General features: G+C 33.8%; 21 protein-coding genes. 1 reads left to right on the top strand and 20 read right to left on the bottom strand.

Features of this window, described 5'->3' with window-relative positions:
• Nucleotides 1-61: 61 nt before the first annotated feature.
• From wecB to ACP3TL_RS01520, 19 genes are all read right to left on the bottom strand, one after another.
• A complete protein-coding gene (wecB, locus tag ACP3TL_RS01610; protein WP_046466139.1) occupies nucleotides 62-1195 on the bottom strand; it encodes a non-hydrolyzing UDP-N-acetylglucosamine 2-epimerase in 1134 nt (377 codons plus the stop codon).
• A 22-nt stretch (nucleotides 1196-1217) separates the two neighbouring features.
• A complete protein-coding gene (gene upp, locus ACP3TL_RS01605; RefSeq protein ID WP_002507072.1) occupies nucleotides 1218-1847 on the bottom strand; it encodes a uracil phosphoribosyltransferase in 630 nt (209 codons plus the stop codon).
• Between the two features lie 18 nt (nucleotides 1848-1865).
• On the bottom strand, nucleotides 1866-3104 hold the full coding sequence (gene glyA / locus ACP3TL_RS01600) for a serine hydroxymethyltransferase (RefSeq protein WP_285326808.1): 1239 nt from the start codon (nucleotides 3102-3104) through the stop codon (nucleotides 1866-1868).
• Nucleotides 3105-3127: 23 nt separating this feature from the next.
• Entirely contained in the window at nucleotides 3128-3652 is a 525-nt protein-coding gene (locus tag ACP3TL_RS01595) for a TIGR01440 family protein (RefSeq protein WP_046466141.1), read from the bottom strand.
• A gap of 149 nt (nucleotides 3653-3801) precedes the next feature.
• Nucleotides 3802-4224 (bottom strand): low molecular weight protein arginine phosphatase, encoded by a 423-nt coding sequence (locus ACP3TL_RS01590; RefSeq protein ID WP_046466142.1) that lies wholly within the window; start codon nucleotides 4222-4224, stop codon nucleotides 3802-3804.
• On the bottom strand, nucleotides 4221-5264 hold the full coding sequence (locus ACP3TL_RS01585; RefSeq protein ID WP_046466143.1) for an L-threonylcarbamoyladenylate synthase: 1044 nt from the start codon (nucleotides 5262-5264) through the stop codon (nucleotides 4221-4223). The genes ACP3TL_RS01590 and ACP3TL_RS01585 overlap by 4 nt, the downstream gene beginning before the upstream one ends.
• Before the next feature lie 93 nt (nucleotides 5265-5357).
• A complete protein-coding gene (gene prmC, locus ACP3TL_RS01580) occupies nucleotides 5358-6194 on the bottom strand; it encodes a peptide chain release factor N(5)-glutamine methyltransferase (RefSeq protein WP_046466144.1) in 837 nt (278 codons plus the stop codon).
• Complete coding sequence (gene prfA / locus ACP3TL_RS01575; RefSeq protein ID WP_285326817.1) at nucleotides 6181-7257, bottom strand: peptide chain release factor 1; 1077 nt, start codon at nucleotides 7255-7257, stop codon at nucleotides 6181-6183. Before prfA ends, prmC begins: the two co-directional genes overlap by 14 nt.
• Entirely contained in the window at nucleotides 7257-7856 is a 600-nt protein-coding gene (locus ACP3TL_RS01570) for a thymidine kinase (RefSeq protein ID WP_002507065.1), read from the bottom strand. The genes prfA and ACP3TL_RS01570 overlap by 1 nt, the downstream gene beginning before the upstream one ends.
• 205 nt (nucleotides 7857-8061) lie before the next feature.
• Nucleotides 8062-8319 carry a type B 50S ribosomal protein L31 gene (locus ACP3TL_RS01565; RefSeq protein WP_046466146.1) on the bottom strand — a complete coding sequence of 86 codons (258 nt, stop codon included), beginning with the start codon at nucleotides 8317-8319 and terminating at the stop codon, nucleotides 8062-8064.
• Between the two features lie 143 nt (nucleotides 8320-8462).
• Complete coding sequence (rho, locus tag ACP3TL_RS01560; RefSeq protein ID WP_285326819.1) at nucleotides 8463-9779, bottom strand: transcription termination factor Rho; 1317 nt, start codon at nucleotides 9777-9779, stop codon at nucleotides 8463-8465.
• Nucleotides 9780-9961: 182 nt separating this feature from the next.
• Nucleotides 9962-11389 (bottom strand): aldehyde dehydrogenase family protein, encoded by a 1428-nt coding sequence (locus ACP3TL_RS01555; protein WP_046466148.1) that lies wholly within the window; start codon nucleotides 11387-11389, stop codon nucleotides 9962-9964.
• Between the two features lie 272 nt (nucleotides 11390-11661).
• Nucleotides 11662-11985 carry a winged helix-turn-helix transcriptional regulator gene (locus tag ACP3TL_RS01550; protein ID WP_002511426.1) on the bottom strand — a complete coding sequence of 108 codons (324 nt, stop codon included), beginning with the start codon at nucleotides 11983-11985 and terminating at the stop codon, nucleotides 11662-11664.
• 87 nt (nucleotides 11986-12072) lie between these two features.
• Nucleotides 12073-13332, bottom strand: a complete 1260-nt coding sequence (gene murA / locus ACP3TL_RS01545; protein ID WP_285336843.1) for a UDP-N-acetylglucosamine 1-carboxyvinyltransferase — start codon at nucleotides 13330-13332, stop codon at nucleotides 12073-12075.
• 316 nt (nucleotides 13333-13648) lie between these two features.
• Nucleotides 13649-14509, bottom strand: a complete 861-nt coding sequence (gene fdaB / locus ACP3TL_RS01540) for a class IIb fructose-bisphosphate aldolase FdaB (protein ID WP_046466150.1) — start codon at nucleotides 14507-14509, stop codon at nucleotides 13649-13651.
• 367 nt (nucleotides 14510-14876) lie between these two features.
• Nucleotides 14877-16487, bottom strand: coding sequence for a CTP synthase (gene pyrG, locus ACP3TL_RS01535; protein WP_046466151.1), 1611 nt, complete (start codon nucleotides 16485-16487; stop codon nucleotides 14877-14879).
• Between the two features lie 334 nt (nucleotides 16488-16821).
• Complete coding sequence (gene rpoE, locus ACP3TL_RS01530) at nucleotides 16822-17361, bottom strand: DNA-directed RNA polymerase subunit delta (protein ID WP_046466152.1); 540 nt, start codon at nucleotides 17359-17361, stop codon at nucleotides 16822-16824.
• 109 nt (nucleotides 17362-17470) lie between these two features.
• Nucleotides 17471-18331, bottom strand: a complete 861-nt coding sequence (locus ACP3TL_RS01525; RefSeq protein WP_046466153.1) for a GNAT family N-acetyltransferase — start codon at nucleotides 18329-18331, stop codon at nucleotides 17471-17473.
• 77 nt (nucleotides 18332-18408) lie between these two features.
• A complete protein-coding gene (locus ACP3TL_RS01520; RefSeq protein WP_046466154.1) occupies nucleotides 18409-18777 on the bottom strand; it encodes a VOC family protein in 369 nt (122 codons plus the stop codon).
• 91 nt (nucleotides 18778-18868) lie between these two features.
• On the opposite strand from ACP3TL_RS01520, the gene coaW reads away from it, so the two are divergent.
• The gene (coaW, locus tag ACP3TL_RS01515) at nucleotides 18869-19666 is read left to right on the top strand and encodes a type II pantothenate kinase (protein WP_046466155.1); all 798 of its coding nucleotides are present in this window, start codon (nucleotides 18869-18871) and stop codon (nucleotides 19664-19666) included.
• 175 nt (nucleotides 19667-19841) lie between these two features.
• Here coaW and ACP3TL_RS01510 read toward each other — a convergent pair whose 3' ends face one another.
• Nucleotides 19842-20507, bottom strand: coding sequence for a DUF2750 domain-containing protein (locus ACP3TL_RS01510; protein WP_046466156.1), 666 nt, complete (start codon nucleotides 20505-20507; stop codon nucleotides 19842-19844).
• Nucleotides 20508-20514 lie beyond the last annotated feature (7 nt).

Raw genomic sequence — 20514 nt, 5'->3', positions numbered from 1 at the left:
ATATTCAAAATGTAGTTTAATTTTTTATACACTTGTCACAAAAACGACACATTTACCACTATTAATATTTAAAAAAACTAGGTTTTTGAGGAATTAGATGAAAATAATACTTTATATTTTCACAAATTCTATTTGATGCATTTCCATCACCATAAGGGTTGCGTGCTTCACTCATTGATTTGTACAATTGCTTGTCTTCCAATAATGCTTGCGTAGCATCAAAAATCATTTGCGCATTTGTACCAACAATTTTTAGTGTGCCTGCTTCTACACCTTCTGGTCTTTCAGTTGCTTCTCTTAAAACTAGTACCGGTTTACCTAGAGATGGCGCTTCTTCTTGAACTCCACCTGAATCCGTTAATATCAAATAAGAATGATGCGCAAAATTATGAAAATCAACTACTTCTAATGGTTCGATCAATTCAATTCGATCATGGTTAGATAAGTATAAATCTGCAATGCTTCTTACTTTTGGATTTTTATGTACAGGGTAAACGACTACTACATCTTCATATTTATCGACAATATCTCTTACTGCTTTAAAAATGTGTTCCATTGGCGCTCCAATATTTTCACGTCTGTGCGCAGTTAGTAAAATAATACGTTTATCTTTATGTCTGTCGATAATATCAGATTGATAATGTTCATGTATAGTAGTCTTCATGGCGTCAATTGCAGTATTTCCAGTAACTACTACAGTATCTGACGGTTTATTTTCCGCAATAAGATTTTCTGCAGCATTATTAGTAGGGGCAAAGTTCAAATCTGCCATTACCCCTACCATTTGTCTATTCATTTCTTCAGGAAATGGAGCATATTTATCCCAAGTTCTTAACCCTGCTTCCACATGGCCAATAGGAATTTGATTATATAATGCTGCCAAACTTCCAGCGAAAGTTGACATGGTGTCACCATGCACAAGTATCATATCTGGTTGCTCTTCCTTAATAACGTCCTCTAATTTAGTCAAAATACGAGAAGTAATTTCAGATAATGATTGGCCTTGTTTCATAATATCCAAATCGTAATCTGGCGTAATATGAAAGCTTTCCAATACAGAATCTAACATTTCTCTATGCTGTGCAGTAACTACTACTATCGGTTCCAACTCAGCATCATCTCGCAATGCTAATACAAGCGGCGCCATTTTCACTGCCTCAGGACGTGTCCCGAACACAGTCATTATTTTCTTCATTCTACTCCACTCCTGGGTAAAACTATTTTGTTCCGAATAAACGGTCTCCAGCATCACCTAAACCAGGTGTAATATATGCATGATCATCTAATTTCTCATCTAATGCAGCTATAAAAATATCTACATCTTCATGTGCTTCTTGTAATTTTTCTACACCTTCAGGCGCAGCAACTAAACACATAAAACGAATGTTTTTCGCACCACGTTTTTTAAGAGAATTGATTGCTTCAATTGCTGAAGCACCTGTCGCTAACATTGGGTCTACGACTACAATTTCTCTTTCTTCGATATCTTGGGGTAATTTCACAAAATATTCAACTGCATCAAGTGTTTCAGGATCTCTATATAGACCCACGTGACCTATTCTCGCTGCTGGTACTAAGTTTAAAATACCTTGTGTCATACCTAACCCAGCTCTTAAAATTGGTACAAATGCTAATTTTTTACCCGTTAATCTTTTAGCTACCATTTTAGTTACCGGTGTATCTATTTCTACATCTTGTAATTCTAAATCTCTTGTTACTTCGTATGCCATTAACATACCTACTTCATCTACTAATTCTCTGAATTCTTTAGTCCCTGTATGTACGTCTCGAATGTAACTTAATTTGTGTTGAATAAGTGGGTGATCAAAAACATGTACTTTGCCCATAATTTACTTCCTCCAATTTTAATTGTATAAAGGATATTTTGTAGTTAATGCTTTAACTCTTTCTTTTCCTTCTTCTAATGCTTTTTTATCTTCTGGATTTCTTAAAACTAAACTGATGATTTTTGCAACTTCTTCAAAAGCAGCTTCGTCAAATCCGCGTGTTGTTGCAGCAGGCGTACCTAAACGAACACCACTTGTTACAAATGGTTTTTCTTGATCAAACGGAATTGTATTTTTATTACATGTAATACCTACAGCATCTAATGTTTCTTCAGCTACTTTACCAGTGATACCTACTGAACCTTTAACATCTACAGATACTAAATGATTATCTGTGCCGCCTGAAACGACTCTATAGCCTTCTTTAGTTAATGTATCTGCTAACGTTTTAGCATTATTAACTACTTGTTGCTGATATGTTTTGAAGTCGTCTTGTAGTGCTTCACCAAAAGCAACTGCTTTCCCAGCAATAACGTGTTCTAACGGTCCACCTTGAATACCAGGGAAGATTTTTTTATCAATTTGCTTTTTGTACTCTTCTTTACATAAAATCATTCCACCACGAGGGCCGCGTAATGTTTTATGTGTTGTAGTAGTTACAAAATCTGCATATTCAACAGGGTTTTGATGTAAACCAACCGCAACTAAACCTGCAATATGCGCCATATCTACCATTAATTTTGCCCCTACTTCATCTGCAATCTCTTTGAATCGTTTGAAATCAATAGTTCGAGAATAAGCAGATGCGCCTGCGACAATTAATTTAGGTTTATTTTCTTTAGCTACTCTTAACACTTCATCATAATCAATTTGTTCATTTTCTTTGTCTACGCCATACTCAACAAAGTTATAAAATTGTCCACTAAAGTTAACAGGCGAACCATGTGTTAAGTGACCACCATGACTTAAATTCATACCTAATACAGTATCACCGTGTTCTAATGCTACTAGATAAACAGCCATATTTGCTTGTGACCCAGAGTGTGGCTGTACGTTAACGTGTTCAGCACCAAAAAGTTGTTTGGCACGTTCGATAGCTAATGTTTCAGACACATCCACGTATTCACATCCACCATAGTATCTTCTGTTTGGATAGCCTTCAGCATATTTGTTCGTTAATACTGAACCTTGCGCTTCCATAACTGCTTCAGAAACAAAGTTCTCTGAAGCAATCAGCTCGATATTGTTATTTTGACGGTTAAATTCATTTTGAATCACTTCATATATTTCTTTATCTTGCTCTTGAATAAATGACATAGGTAAATCCCCCTCGTTCTGTATTAGTTATATTTTGCTCTTTCGCCACCAATTTTCTTAGGTCTTGAAGAAGCGATTGTAACAACTGCCTCACCAATCTGTTTAATACTTGTACGTTCTGGAATGGCTACATGCGCAATATGCATGCCAATTAATGTTTGACCTATATCAATACCTTTTGGCACTGTTATTTGTTCAACAACCATTGGATCTTGCATATGTTGGTAAGCATAAGTTGCTAAGCTACCACCTGCATGAACATCTGGTATAACAGACACTTCTTCCATTGTAAGGGGATTGAACTTAGACCTTTCTACCGTTATTGCCCTGTTAATATGTTCACAGCCTTGAAATACAAAAGAAACATTTGTATCATTCTCAATTTCCTTTAATGCTTCAAATATTTCTTGTGCTACATCCATAGAACCTACACTACCTATACGCTCACCAATTACTTCGGATGTAGAACAACCAATCACACATAATTCATCTGCTTTAAAGAAAGATTTAGTCTTTAACTCATTTAACAATAACTTTAGATCTTCCATTCTCCCACCCCTTTTAAAATAATGATTTAAAAAAAGTATTTAAACACCTTGATGCTATGAGACATACAAGATTAGACGATAGCAATTTCGCTATACGTATATTATTATAACGTATTTAACTACTCACTCATACTACTTTAACAAAATTATTACTTTAATATTTTATTTTTTAAAGTATCTATCAACAAATTTAATTCATTATATATTTTATTATAATCATATAACGTTCCACCATATGGATCAGTGATTTCTCCTTCTTGCTGAACATATTCCGTGATTGTATACACATTTCCTGTTTCTCCATATATTTGTTGTATCGCTTCTTTGTGCGATTGTGACATTGTTAATATTAAATCAGCATTTAAATCCTCTACAGTAAAACGTTTAGCATTATTCGGTAATGGTAAATGATGTTCATTTATAATGCTCAGTGTGTTCTGAGACGTGGGCTGACCATCTTGAGCAAAAACACCTCGTGATTCTATGATATATTCAGGCATTTTTGCTTTGGCAATACTTTCAGCCATTGGACTTCTACACGTATTACCAGTACAAACAAAAATTATTCTCATAGTTGATCTCCTTTAACAATGGTTTGACTTGCAGCTTTCATCATTCTATTCATAATCGCTACGGTATGATCAGTGATATCAAAGCCATAAATAAATGCTGTTTTAATTTGTTCATTTTGGTCGATATGATGCAATATTTTATAAAGGTTATGATTCGCACCTCTAATATCATTTTCATTTTTACACAATTCTATAAAAATGGACCCCTCAGGCACAAGGGCTCGCTTATCACTTGGAACGATAAATGCTGTTTGACTCCAATCTTTTTCTTCTGAAGGTTTTACATTGAATGCTTGAACAATTTGTAACGGTGTATCTGGCGCATAATGTTTATATTTCATTCCTGGTGCGATTGGTTTATCGTTATCAAAAGTGTTTGCTGTAGATACGCTATGAGGTAACACCGCTTCAATCATCGGTTTTGTTATTGAACCCGGTCTAGCAATTCTAAATGGAAACTGTGTGCAATCTAACACAGTACTTTCCAAACCTTCTTCACTTTGATCACCGTTTATCATGCCATCGATACGACCATTTAAGTCTGAATAAACGTGCTCAAATGTTGTAGGAGAAGGTCTACCACTTAAATTTGCGCTCGGTGCTGCTATTGGTATGTCTACAAATTGTAAAATTTGTCTGCCGATTGAATGGCATGGCATTCTAACAGCAATTGATGATAAACCACCACTTACACTTTCACATAAGTATCCTTTTTTAAGCGGTAATATAAAAGAAATTGGCCCAGGCCAAAAATGTTTCATCAATAATTTAATTTCGTCTGTTATATCTTGTGTAAAATGCTCTATTTGTTTCAAGTCATGTATATGTACAATCAACGGGTTATCTGAAGGTCTACCTTTCGCTTCATATATCTTTTTGATTGCTTCAGCATTTCTCGCGTCTGCACCAAGACCATATACTGTTTCTGTTGGTATTGCAATCAAGCCTCCTTGTTCGAAGATGTGCTTGATTTCATTTATATCTGGAAATTGATTGATTTCATTTTTATACTGTCGTAAATCCCAAATCTTCGTTTCCATTTAGCCCCGCCCTTTCTTCTCATGATTCATTTTAGAATAAAATAAAAAGTTATGCACTCTCATGATTTATCATGTTCAGTACATAACTTCTTATTACCACTCGAAAGAAATAATTCTATCGTTATTATTAATATCTTTTATAATTTGAACATCTAATGAAGGATATTTAGATTGTATTTTTTGTTTCAATGTTTGACCTTGTTTATAACCAATTTCAAAAACGACCTTTGCATTCGGCAGAAGTACTTCCGGTAATTGATTTAATATTGCATCATAGACCTTATATCCATTATCTTCTGCAAATAATGCAGAATGTGGTTCATACTTCAATACTGTGTCATCCATCAGTGCAGCTTCACTATCATCAATATAAGGCGGATTAGAAATTAAACCATTCACTTTTATACCTTGTTCTATTAAAGGTTCTAATGCATCACCCTGCAAAAAGTGAATATCTACTTGATGATTAAGCGCATTTTCTTGCGCTACAGCTAATGCCGTATCATATAAATCTGTAGCATAGACAGTTAATGAACGATTCATCTTCTTGAGTATAATTGGAATATTGCCACTACCTGTACCAATATCAACAATTGTATCATTCGAATGAATTTCGTGATAAAAGTGTAACATGACTTCCTCAGTTTCAGGTCTAGGTATTAAACAATCTTCAGTCACCTTGAATGTTTCACCATAAAATGATTGGCTTCCAACAATATACTGAATCGGTTCACCTTTTAACATTCGAACTTCAGCGTCGTCATATAATTTTAAATGTATATCCGACATTACCTCATCCTTATACATCAAATAATCTGCTTTACTCCATTGCAATAGATCTAACATTAACCATTCTGCTCGAGTAGTTTCAATGTCTAGTTCAATGCATTTCTTTTTTGCATTAGTCAGTCGTGTTTTATAATTCACCATTGTTAAGTTCTTTCAATTTATCAGTTTGTTCAGCTAATGTTAATGCATCTATCACTTCGTCCAATTTCCCTTCCATTACTTGATCTAACTTCTGAATCGTTAAACCAATACGGTGGTCAGTCACTCGACTTTGAGGATAATTATACGTTCTAATACGCTCTGAACGATCACCAGAACCTACTGCCGATTTACGTTGCGCTGCATATTTTTGTTGTTCTTCTTGTAATTTCATATCAAATAAACGTGCTTTCAAAACCTTCATAGCTTTTTCACGGTTTTGAATTTGTGATTTTTCTGAAGATGTTGCAATGATTCCAGTCGGAATATGTGTAATACGTACAGCTGAATCCGTAGTATTAACATGTTGTCCACCCGCGCCACTTGAACGATAAGTATCTACCTTAATATCTTCGTTACGCACTTCAATTTCTACATCTTCGACCTCTGGTAATACTGCGACTGTAGCAGTTGATGTATGGATACGTCCGCCAGATTCGGTTTCAGGTACGCGTTGTACACGGTGGGCGCCATTTTCATATTTCAACTTACTATATGCGCCTGATCCTGAAATTGAGAAACTGATTTCTTTATAACCACCATGGTCACTTTCAGCAGCTTCTATAATTTCTGTTTTATAGCGTTGTGCTTCAGCGTATTTAGAATACATTCTAAATAAATTCCCTGCAAAAATTGCGGCTTCATCTCCACCAGCAGCAGCACGTATTTCAACAATAACGTCTTTCTCATCGTTAGGATCTTTAGGAATAAGTAAAAATTTAAGGTTCTCTTCTAGTTCAGGAACTTGAGTGTTAAGTGATTGGTGTTCTTCTTTTAACATCTCAATTTCATCACTATCTTTTGTTTCTTTCAACATTTCTTCTATTTCAACAATGTCTTCTTTAACTTGTTTATAATTGCGATATACTTCTACAGTTTTTTGTAGATCTGATTGTTCTTTTGAATATTTTCTTAAATTATCTGGATCGCTTACTACATCTGGATCACTTAACAATTCATTTAATTGTTCGTATCTTTCTTCTACGATATCTAATTGATCAAACACTACATTTCCTCCTTCATATTATTACTTGGTGCGACAATATGATGCGCTCTGCATCTTGGTTCATAACTTTCATTTGCACCAACTAATATAACTGGATCATCTATTTTTGCTGGGTTACCATCAATCAACCTTTGCGTGCGGCTTGAAGATGCACCACAAACAGCACAAACAGCTTGTAGTTTAGTCACTTCTTCACTTACTGCTAGTAGGTGTGGAATAGGTTCAAACGGTTCCCCTCGGAAATCCATATCTAATCCCGCCGTAATGACTCTATGGCCTTTTTTAGCTAATTGTTCAACAATATTAACTACACCTTCTTCAAAAAACTGCACTTCATCGATGCCTATAACATCTGTATCTGACAAATCGTGCTTAAGTATCTCAGCCGCTGTCGAAATATTAATTGCTTCAATAGCGTTGCCATTATGAGAAACAATCTTATCTTTATGATAGCGGTCATCTATAGCTGGTTTAAATACAACTACTTTTTGCTTAGCATAAAGGCCTCGTCTTAATCGACGAATTAACTCTTCAGATTTACCACTAAACATGCTTCCAGTAATACATTCAATCCACCCGGAATGATAAGTTTCATACATTATGCGTTCCACCTTTTTCAAAACATAATCGATTCATTATAGCATATTTTTTAATTTGAAATATGCTATTTCTTCAAGATATTGAGTTATTTTATGTATAAAAATTATTAAAATTGTAATGTTCTCAATTAGGGACTTATATTTATAAAACGCTAACTAAAACAAAAAAGCATTCTCATATAATGAGAATGCCTTATAACAACGATTACTCGTCGCTTGATTTGATTCCGAATTTTTTGTTGAAACGTTCCACACGGCCATCCGCAGCAGCGAATTTTTGGCGTCCTGTGTAGAATGGATGTGAATCAGATGAAACATCTAAACGAATAACTGGGTATTCGTTGCCATCTTCCCATTCCATAGTCTCTTTTGAAGATTTTGTTGAACCACTTAGGAATTTAAAATTCGTAGTTGTATCTAAAAAGATTACATTGTGGTATTCAGGATGAATATTTTTTCTCATTATTTTCAGCTCCTTTGCCCTGAACCATCTGGAACAGAGTTGTTTGTGAGTTTTTACCCAATACTTGATAATTATAATTGCTTTAAAACCAAAACGCAACCCTAAATCATATATTAGCTTGATAACACTTCGCTAATTTCAACTTAAATAATTGGTTTGCCTGTTTTAGTGCTTTCTTTAGCAGCCTTTTGTAATTGCTCAAAAAATTCTGCATTATTTTCTGTACGTTTTAATTTACGTACAAATCTTTCTGTAAAATCAATTGAATCAGTAAACATATTACGTAATTGCCATAATGACTCTAAATCTTTTGGAGAAATAAGTAATTCTTCTTTACGCGTTGAACTACGACCGATATCAATAGCTGGAAATACACGACGTTCTGCCAATTTACGGTCTAGATGTAATTCCATGTTACCAGTACCTTTAAATTCTTCGTAAATCATATCGTCCATACGTGACCCTGTATCAACTAACGCTGTAGCTAATATCGTCATACTGCCACCAGCTTCAATATTTCTAGCAGCACCGAAAAATGCTTTTGGCTTGTGTAATGACGCAGGATCTAAACCACCGGATAATGTACGTCCGCTTGGTGGTATGACAAGGTTGTATGCACGAGCTAACCTTGTAATTGAATCCATTAATATAATGACATCTTTCCCTACTTCAACAAGTCTTTTTGCACGTTCCAATAAAAGCTCTGCAACTTTAACATGGTGTTGTGGTGGCTCATCAAATGTAGAGTGCACAACTTCAGCAGATTCAACAGAGCGTTCAATATCTGTTACTTCTTCTGGACGTTCTCCGACTAATAATACAAATAATTCTGCATCTGGTTTGTTGATAGCAATAGCGTTAGCAATCTCTTTTAATAGAGACGTTTTACCAGCTTTTGGCGGTGCAACAATAAGTCCACGTTGGCCCAAACCAATTGGCGTAATTAAATCCATAATACGAGTCGAAAAATTTTGTTTCGTTGTTTCTAATACAATTCGCTCTTCAGGATATAATGGTGTTAACGCTTGAAAGTGAGATCTTTTTTTAACTTCTTCTGCATTCTCGTCGTTTACAAAATCAACTTGTAGTAAACCATAATACTTTTCATTATCCTTTGGTTTTCTTACTTTACCAGTAACTTTATCGCCGCGTTTGATTTCAAAACGACGTATTTGGCTGGCAGAGATATAAATATCTTTTTCACCTTTTGAATAATTAACTGTTCTAAGGAAACCATAACCATCTTGTTGGATGTCATCTAATACACCCTCCATATAATAATTACCGTCTTTTTCCATTTGCGCTTCCATAATGGCAAGAACAAGTTCTTTTTTATTAAGTTTACTATAATTTGTTAGTTTTAGAGATTTTGCTTTTTGAGTGAGATCTTTAGTAGTGTAATTTTTGTATAATTCGTGGAACGATTCATACTGAGGTGATGTTCGTACTTTATCAGGCATTATCTTGCACCCATTTCATAAATAAGTTTTTAAATAACGCAGCGTGCTACGCTACTTACTTTTATAACTATAGCAAATTTCTTATTTAATTACAAAATGTATTTCAGTTTTTATAAATTATAAAAGCAAGACAGTTAAACTGCCTTGCTTCATTTAAATTATTTAATTACTGCTAAAATTTATTATTTGTAATAGCCAGCAATAGACTTAACTTCTAGGAATTCTTCGATGCCGTAGTCGCCCCATTCGCGTCCAATACCAGATTGTTTATAACCGCCAAATGGTAAGTCTGATTTGCGACCAGCTTCATTAATTTCTACTGTACCAGCTTCAATTGAACGTGCTACTTTGTGTAATGTGTCTTTGTCATTACCGTAAACATATCCAGCTAAGCCATATTTAGTATCATTTGCAATTTTAATTGCTTCATCTAAATCATTGTAAGTGATAATTGACATTACTGGGCCAAAAATTTCTTCTTGTGCGATTGTCATACTATTATCAACGTTATTAAATATTGTTGGGCGTGCAAAGTAACCTTTTTCTAAGCCTTCAGGTTTACCAGGTCCACCATAGAATAATTCTGCACCTTCTTCAATGCCTTTATCGATATATGATTGTACTTGGTCAAATTGTTTTTTACTTATGATGGGACCAACTTGAGTGCCCTCTTCGCGTGGATCACCGACTTTAACTTGGCTGAATTTTTCTTTTACAGCTGTTAAGAATTCTTCTTTTAGACTTGCTGGTACTAATGTTCTTGTACCTGCAGTACAAACTTGACCAGTGTTGCTAACAACTTTACCAGTTGCTGCACTTGCTGCGCCCTCAATATCTGAATCATCTAAAATAATATATGGTGATTTACCACCTAATTCAAGTGATACTTTTTTGAAGTCTTCAGCTGCTTTTTTCATAATGCTTGAACCAGTTGGGCCAGAGCCAGTGAATGACATCATTCTTACTTTCGGATGTTCGCTTAATGGATTACCTACGCCTTGTCCATCACCATTCACTAAGTTAAACACACCTTTTGGCACGCCTACTTTATCAAAAATCTCAGCCAAAATAATTGCGGCAAACGGCGTCTCTTCAGATGGTTTTAATACGACTGGACTACCTGCTGCAAAAGCGGCAGACAATTTCAATGAAGTTTGGTTTGTCGGGAAATTCCAAGGTGTAATTAAGCCAGAAACGCCAATTGCTTCCTTCACAACTAAATCATCGCCACGACGTTCTTCAAATTCAAAATTATCTAATGCATCACGTGCTGCTTCAAAGTGATCTAGTCCCATTTGATAATGTACTTTTTCTGATACTGATAGAGGTGCACCTAATTCGTCAGTAATTGCCTCTATAAGATCATCTTTTCTATTTTTATATTCTTGTACTATTTTATCTAACAATGTTCTTCTTTCTTCTATTGAGCTGTGTCTAAATTCTAGATACACATTTTCTGCAGCGTCTACTGCTTTATCAACATCTTCTTTATTACCTTTCGCAATTGTACCTGCTACTTCTTCTGTTGCTGGATTAATCACTTCTAGTGTTTCTCCACTAGTGCTTTCAACCCATTCTCCGTTAATATATTGTTTAGTGAAATTTCTCATCAATAATTCACTCCCTAATTTGTGTTGATAATTATATTCTAACCGAGATTCTATATTTTTAAACATTAATGCTCACGCTATATGACTACAAACGTTGTTATTAAGCGTTTTCTAATCATTTTTCATTAATGATTAGTCTCAACAATAACCTTGAACCTCACAATTTATAAGTTACAAAATATTTTTTCTTTTTTGGAAACAAAAAAAGAAGTCTATGACATGTCATAGACTTCTCTTATAACGCTTTAAATCTTCATTCATAGACTTTGATATTATTGATTTTCAAGTTCAATAAAATCTTGCGCCCACTTTTCCATTGGTACTAATGCTGCCGCTAGTGCATCACCTTTATCCGTAAGTTGGTATAATATGTTCATCGGGCTTGTAGAAACTATTTTTTTCTCTACAAGACCCCATTCACTTAGGTCTGTTAATTTTATGCTAAGTGCACGTGGTGTAATTGTTTTCAAATCACGTTTCATATCCGAAAAATGAGCAGATTTTTCTGGACACCTAGACAAATAATTAATAATAAGACCATTCCAACTTCTACCTACTATTTTAAAGGTCTCTTCAAGATAAGGGCAAACCTCCATGGTCATCACCTCATATCGTTTTTATTCTATAATCTGAGTTACTATAATATATTTCAAGTACTTAGTATATTAAGTATACCACATTTTCTAAATTTCTTCAGTCCAAATATCTGCACCTAATGATTCTAAAGTACTCACAATATTAGTGTAGCCACGATAAATATGTTTTACGTTGTAAATTGTGGTAACACCTTCTGCTAATAAACCAGCAACAATAAGAGATGCGCCTGCACGTAAGTCACTTGCATATACTTCTGCTCCTGTTAATTTAGATGGCTTAATAGTTGCTGTACCATCATCTGCATTGATATTGCCACCCATATTTTTTAATTCATCAACGTGTCTAAAACGCGCTGGGTATATAGTCTCAGTCACAAATGATACACCATCTGCCATAAATAATAGCGGCGTAATAGGTTGTTGTAAGTCTGTAGCAAATCCAGGATAGACTAAAGTTTTAATGTCAACGCTTGAATAAGGCGTACTACGTTTAATTTTAGCACTATCGTCGCCAACTTGAATATCAACGCCTAATTCTTTTAACTTTACAGTTAATGGTTCAACATGTGTTGGAATAATATTATTAATTTGAATATCCTCACCACAAGCTGCAGCGATACACATATACGTTCCAGCTTCTATTCTATCTGGGATAACCTGATGATGAGAACCGTGAAGATGATCCACACCATTAATCTTAATCGTACTTGTACCTGCGCCCTTAATATCAGCACCTAGACCAATTAAATATGTTGCTACGTCAACAACTTCTGGTTCTTTAGCTGCGTTTTCAATGACAGTATGGCCTTCAGCTCGTACAGCTGCAAGCATAATATTAATTGTGGCACCAACACTCACAATATCTAAAAAGATATTTGCACCAGTTAATTTGTCAGCTTCAATTTTCATAGAAGTCTCACTAGATTCATCAATCTTCGCTCCTAAAGCTTTAAAACCTTTGATATGTTGATCAATCGGTCTTGGTCCTAATGGACAACCTCCAGGTAAACCAATGACACATTTTTTAAATCTACCTAACATTGCACCCATCATATAATAAGAGGCACGTAAAGACTCGACTTTATTATTAGGTAATGGTGCATTTTCAATGTCAGTAGGATCGACCTTTAATGTCATACCATCTAATTCTGTTTTAATATTTAAATCCCCTAATAGACTAACCAATGTTTCTACATCAGAAATTTCTGGAAGACCTTCAATTGTTACTTTTTCTTCAGCCAGGATTGCTGCAGGTATAATTGCTACTGCACTGTTTTTAGCACCGTGGATGTCCATTTCACCTTTAAGTGTTTGTCCACCTCTAATTTTTATCACTTCTTGAGCCATTCGCTTGTTCTCCTTTGACTTGCAATCATTATTTGCATTATAAATTACTTTTTTCCAGTTTGCAAAGTACATCAGTTTACTAAAACTTTTTAAAATTAAAATTAAGTGATGCAAGTTACATATAAATTATTTACTATAGTTTTTATTTCCCATTATTTTATGTTTTAAATCATAATTATATATATTTTGTTTGAGATTTATGTAAATAGTTTGGCTTTAATAATAACCTCTTTACCAAACGATAGCAATTATAACATAAAAAAATGAGACTGGGACATAATTACATGTCTCAGCCTCATTTGTAATATAGATTAAATTATTTTGCTCGGTTAGATGTACCAAACTCTTTAATTTTACCAATAACCGTTGCTTTGATTGCTTCACGTGCTGGTCCTAAATATTTACGAGGATCATACACTTCTTTATCTTTATCTAATGCTTCACGTACTGCTTTAGCAGAAGTGATTTGATTTTCTGTGTTAACGTTAATTTTTGCTGTGCCGAAAGGAATAGCTTTTTGGATATCTTTAGTTGGGATACCAGTACCGCCGTGTAATACTAACGGTAATCCTGTAGAAGCACCAATTTCTTCCATTTCTTTAAATCCTAATTTAGGTTCACCTTTATATGGCCCGTGTACTGAACCTAATGCTGGTGCTAATGTATCAATGCCTGTTCTTTCAACAAGTTCTTGACACTCTTTAGGATCTGCATAGATAACACCTTCAGCGATAATATCGTCTTCTTGTCCGCCTACAGTACCTAATTCAGCTTCAACTGATACGCCATGTTCATGCGCATATTCAACCACTTTTGAAGTGATTTCAACGTTGTCTTCAAATGAACCATGAGAAGCATCGATCATTACTGATGTAAATCCAGCATCAATCGCTTCTTTACATTTTTCAAAGCTTGAACCATGGTCTAAGTGGATTGCTACAGGAACAGTGATTTCTTTGTCGTGCATTAACCCTTCAACCATTTTAACTACAGTGTAGAAACCACCCATATAGCGAGCAGCACCTTCAGATACACCTAAAATAACTGGAGCATTCTCTTCTTGTGAAGCTTCTAAGATAGCTTGTGTAAATTCTAAGTTATTTAAGTTGTATTGACCAACTGCATAACCATTTTCTTTTGCGTCTATTAACATTTCTTTCATTGAAACTAAAGGCATGAAAGTTCCTCCTTGGTGCTTTAAGCACATATTTTTACAATCTAATTATATCAAAATTAGAAAGCTTTTGCATTATTCTAAACAATTGTAGGCGCTTTTAATTATTTTTTCTTTTTAAAACCATAAAAATAGACGTTTTTCTGCTGACTTTTGTGAATTTGTTATAGTATACATCTTATTTTACAGTAATTATAAAAATATAATTATGAAATCATTTAAAATAAATAACATGAATTTTGAACCATTTATAAAAACTTCAATTATTAATGCATAATGCTATTCAACAATTAAGTAATATAAAAAAGACGCATTGCTAACTGTAACCTTTAATTACTTAGCTAACATGCGTCATTTTTATTTTAAGTTTTTATTTAGATTGTTTATTTTTTAAAGAAGCTTCAATAAATGCTTTGAAAATTGGTTGTGGACGGTTAGGTCTTGATAAAAATTCAGGATGGAATTGGCAAGCTACAAAGAAGTCATTTTCAGGAATTTCTACCATTTCAATTAAGCGACCATCAGGGCTTGTACCTGAGAATACCATACCGTTTGCTTCTAACTGTTCTCTGTATTCATTGTTAAACTCATAACGATGACGATGTCTTTCTTCAATATTAGTTTCATTGTAAATTGAGTGTGCTAATGTACCCTCTTTAATATGACAAGGATAAAGTCCTAAACGTAATGTACCGCCTAGATCTTCAATATCTTTTTGTTCAGGTAGTAAATCAATAATTGGATAAGGCGTGTTTGGATCTAACTCTGCTGAGTGTGCACCTTCAAGGTTAAGTACATTTCTAGCAAATTCAACTGTTGCTAATTGCATACCTAGACAGATACCAAAGTATGGTACGTTATTTTCACGTGCATATTTAATCGCAGAAATTTTTCCTTCACTTGCACGGAAGCCAAATCCGCCGGGCACTAAAATACCATCTACATCTGATAATATTTCTGAGACATTTTCGTCTGTCACTTCACTAGAATCAATCCATCTTACTTCAATATCTTTTTTAAATGGATAACCTGCATGTTTTAATGATTCAACAACTGATAAATAAGCATCTTGAAGACTAACATATTTACCTACTAAGCCAATTGTCACTTTTCCATCTAAATTATTCACTGTATCTAGTAAATATTGCCATTCATCTAACTGTGTTTCGTATTTTGGATTTAACTCTAAACGATCAATCACGATGTTTTCCATATCTTGTTTGCTTAACTGTAAAGGAATTTCATATAGTGATTCAGCATCGCGACACTCTATTACACTTGCTTTGTCGATATCACAGAATAAAGCGATCTTATCTTTTAAATCTTGTGTTAATTCATATTCTGTACGAACCACAATCAAATCAGGCTGAATGCCTAAACCGCGTAATTCTTTTACACTATGTTGTGTTGGTTTCGTTTTCATTTCTCCAGCAGCTTTAATATACGGTAATAATGTACAGTGTACATACATTACATTTTCGCGACCTAAGTCACTGCGAATTTGTCTAATAGCTTCAATAAATGGTAATGATTCTATATCCCCTGTTGTTCCACCGATTTCAGTGATAACAACATCAGCATTTGTGCTTTCTCCTGCTAAAAGTAAACGTTCTTTAATTTCATTTGTGATATGAGGGATAACTTGTACTGTTCCTCCTAAATAATCACCACGACGTTCTTTCTTCAATACGTGAGAATACACTTTACCAGCTGTAACATTAGAATATTTATTTAAGTTAATATCGATAAATCGTTCATAGTGTCCTAAGTCTAAGTCTGTCTCTGCACCATCATCAGTAACAAAAACTTCGCCATGTTGATATGGACTCATCGTTCCAGGATCTACGTTTAAATATGGGTCGAATTTTTGAATTGTTACTTTTAACCCTCTATCTTTTAATAGTCTTCCTAAAGATGCTGCTGTGATACCTTTTCCTAATGAAGAAACAACTCCACCAGTTACAAAAATAAATTTTGTCATGTTCTGCCTCCTAGTTATTAAAACAGTTTTTTTCAATCAATACCGATATTGACATCGAATTTTTAAACTCAATTGCTTAATTTTTTTGTGTAATAGCGTGTTTTACATATTATAATTATCATTTATTATTTTCATATGTATAAATTGTTGCTCTATGCAACTACCAAATTTCAAAGAATTTATAAATTTTTTATAGTCATTTAAATAAAAAAATCGCTCCCTCTCACATCGTTGTAAGGGGGAGCGTATAATATTTATACACGTCGTCCTAATTAAAGGAGCCCGAATAAAATTTTATCATTTTCACGAGAAAAGTCAATTAAATCTCTAATAATTATTTTTTAGTTTCTTCTTCGGCCTCTTCGTCTTCTTCATCTTCTTCGTCATCATCATCGAAGTCCTCATCTTCTTCATCAATAACAATGCCTTCTTCTTCAACTTCGTCCTCTTTTGGCTCTTCGGGATCATTTAAAGTTTCTTGATCATCAGTTACAGCAGGGATGTCATCATCGTCATCAGCTTCATCTTCACCAAGTAATTTTAAATTTTTATCTTCTTCTGCATCATCATCCAAAATATCGAATTTTTGAATTGTTGGCGCAATTTTTTCTTCAATATCATCTACTGAATACCAATCGCGTAATCCCCAAATATTTTCTCCAACGTTTAAAAAACGACCGTCAGTATTTAAGTCTGTATAGAATTGTACAATTCTCTGTTCTACTTCATGGTCTTCATAATGTCCAAGTGCTTTAAATTCATCGATGATATCGTATAAATTCATAGTACTGTTTTTTTCATTTAATAGCGTATAGGCCATATCGATAAATGATTTCTCATCAACCATTTCTTTTGTATAATCTTGAATTCTCATTATTTATTCTTCCTTTCAAAGGCATTTATCCAAATCCGTACTAAGTTCATCTTAAGTAATAATAACAAATGTAAATTATAAATGACAATTCGTGATTTCGCAATCTCTATTAATAATTTATATGTTTTTCAAATACCTTAAAATCATCCGCAGACTCAATTTCAACAAAATTACTATTGATACATAACGGTTTTAATTCATTATTCTCACCATATAGCGTAATTGTCAATAGACTGACATCGTCAAAATGTTTTCTAATATATGTTGAAAGTTGTCTCAAAGCACTTTCCGCAATACCATGATGTCTTTCCGCTTTATTAACCTCTACAGAAGAAATATTCATACGTTGTTCATGTTTTTCTACTGCGATAAATCCTACTTTGTTTCCATCTTTATATAAATCAATAATATGAATATTGAAAGGCACATCTTCCGTATTTGGCTTTAACTTCAATGACGATACATGGTTTGAATCTAAGTCTAAATAATATAATCTTTCTTTCCCAAGTGGCCCTTCTTCTTTAGTTGCAGTATGCATAAACCCAGCACGTTCATAAACATTCCACGCACTTTCATTTTCTGCGTCAACGACTAAATATAAGTGATTGAAATCCGGAAATAAAGATTGTACATATTGTGGCAGATACATCATCATTTTAGTGCCATAACCATAACCTTGAAAATTTTGGTTAACAGATAATGATCTAACATAAATCACTTGCTTTGGTGTATCGTAACCTTCATGTTGATAATACTGATGTAAAACGAAAAATCCTACAACTTCCCCTTTTTTATTCAATGCAATGTTTGCAATTCTATCTTTATCTTGCAATGCATCTTCCAATACTTCACTCGGTAAAGATGAATAAATTTGTTGGCGCTCGTTCAATTTAAAATTATAAAGTGCATCTTTATATTTATCTTCATACACTTGAACTGTAATTCCTTCAAATTGTTTTTTAATAAACATATCTAATCCCCTATTTAAAACTTAGTAATTATTTATTAATACCACTTTCTAACTAATTATAACCTATATTAAACAGTTTAGTTTAAAAAGCAATTCATGAGCCAATTCACGCCAAATTGATCTTTAACTTGACCATGCATGGCATTGAAGAATGTTTTTTCAAGTGGCATATGAGGGTCACCTGATTGACTCAAAGCTTCATACACTTGTTGTTGCGCTTCTAAATCGTCAAAGGTCAAAATAATATTAGTATTATCATTACGGCATTCTTTTCCGTATGTACTTGATATGTGTAATATCACTGTTGTATTCACATGCAATTCTACATGTAGTCGTCGTCCATTCGTTTCGTTTAATATTTTTTCTTCTCCACCAAACGCATTTTTATAAAATTTTACAGCTTCATCAACGTCGTCTACTTTAATAAATGGGCTTAATTGCATCATAAAATAATGCTCCTTTTAATTTCATATTTGATTTTCCCCCATTTTATTATAATATTAGTTATAATGTAAATTTATTTGGGGGGAAATAGAGATGAAGATTGGCATTGATGCTGGTGGAACTCTAATTAAAATAGTTCAAGACAATAACGGGAAACGTGTATACACAACAAAATCAACAACTGAAATTGATGATGTTATCTCATGGTTAAATCAACAAGATTGTGAAAGCATTAGTTTAACCGGTGGACAAGCTGCAGTAATACAAGAACACTTGACTTGTCCTTCGCGTATTTTTGTCGAATTTGATGCGGCTGCAAAGGGTTTAGAAATACTTTTAGTAGAACAAGAGCACTTATTAGATGATTACATCTTCACTAACGTCGGTACTGGCACTTCATTACACTTTTCAGACGGTAAGCATCAACAACGTGTAGGTGGTGTTGGCGCTGGTGGCGGAATGATTCAAGGGCTTGGTTATTTATTAACTGGTATTAAAGATTATAAGCAATTAACTGATACAGCTCAAAACGGCAATAGAGAGATTATTGATTTGAAAGTTAAACATATTTATAAAGACAGCGAACCGCCAATCTCAGGTGATCTTACAGCGGCAAACTTTGGCCATGTCCTACATAATTTGGACGCTGATTTTACAGATGCTGATAAATTAGCCTCTGTTATAGGTGTTGTCGGGGAAGTTATTACTACAATGTCTATTACTGTTGCTAGAGAAAACAATACTGAAAATGTAGCTTATATTGGCTCATCTTTTCATAATAACGATTTATTAAAAAAAGTTGTTACAGATTATACAATACTTCGTGGATTTAAACCTTATTATATTGAACATGGTGCATTCTCTGGTGCATTAGGTGCAATTCATTTATAAATTTAAACATAAAAAAGCAGTTTCCTACTTTTTCAGTAGAAACTGCTTTTATTAGTAATTCAAAATATTTAGGCTCAAATTCCTATTTATACTTTCAAAACAAACCATCATAATTACCATTATTCAAATAATATAAAAACAAAATATTAGCGTATTCAAACGCATTTAGAAATAATTAAAATGTAAGTTGATCAATCACTTTTTGAGCAGATACAACTGTGCCTACGACCCCAGATTTTAAGTCTATCGCTACAGCTTTATCATCATCTCGTAAATTATCCAACCATTCAGCGAATACTTCCCCTTCGATTTCGATAATTTCACATTCTTCAAAGTCTTCGTCCCTTACCTTTTCAGCTCTACTTTTAATGCTCCAAACAGGCATAATTTGTGGTCTTTGATGTTCATCATCACTAATCAATATAAAATGTTTTTCCTTTTGATTAGATAAACCAAATACTGCATCCTCTTTAGAGACATCTTTTACAAATTCTTTCAAACGAATATTGTCTAAATCAGACATTAACTCATTTGTAATTTCTACAATATTAATCAATTCCCCATCAGTAGTACCAGTAGCATCAATGAGTACTTCTTCGCCTTCTTCAAATAAGTTATCCATTTCGTATGTTACAAAACGGTCTATATCAATTTTCTTTATATGGCTGTAGTCAATATTAAGCTTCTTCAAAAAAGTTTCTGCTTTAGATTTTTCTGACCACGCACATACTACGTTTTTTCCCAATACTTCATGTCTAATTAATTCTTTTGATTTTGTAGCTACGTAAAAGACTTCATTGACTAAAATTTCTTGGAAAAATGAATTTTGTTTATAAGACATCATAGCA

Origin of the sequence: Staphylococcus caseorum, assembly GCF_049943195.1 — a bacterium.
Taxonomy (GTDB): Bacteria; Bacillota; Bacilli; order Staphylococcales; family Staphylococcaceae; genus Staphylococcus; species Staphylococcus equorum_A.
This window is presented reverse-complemented; position numbering and strand designations above follow the sequence as displayed.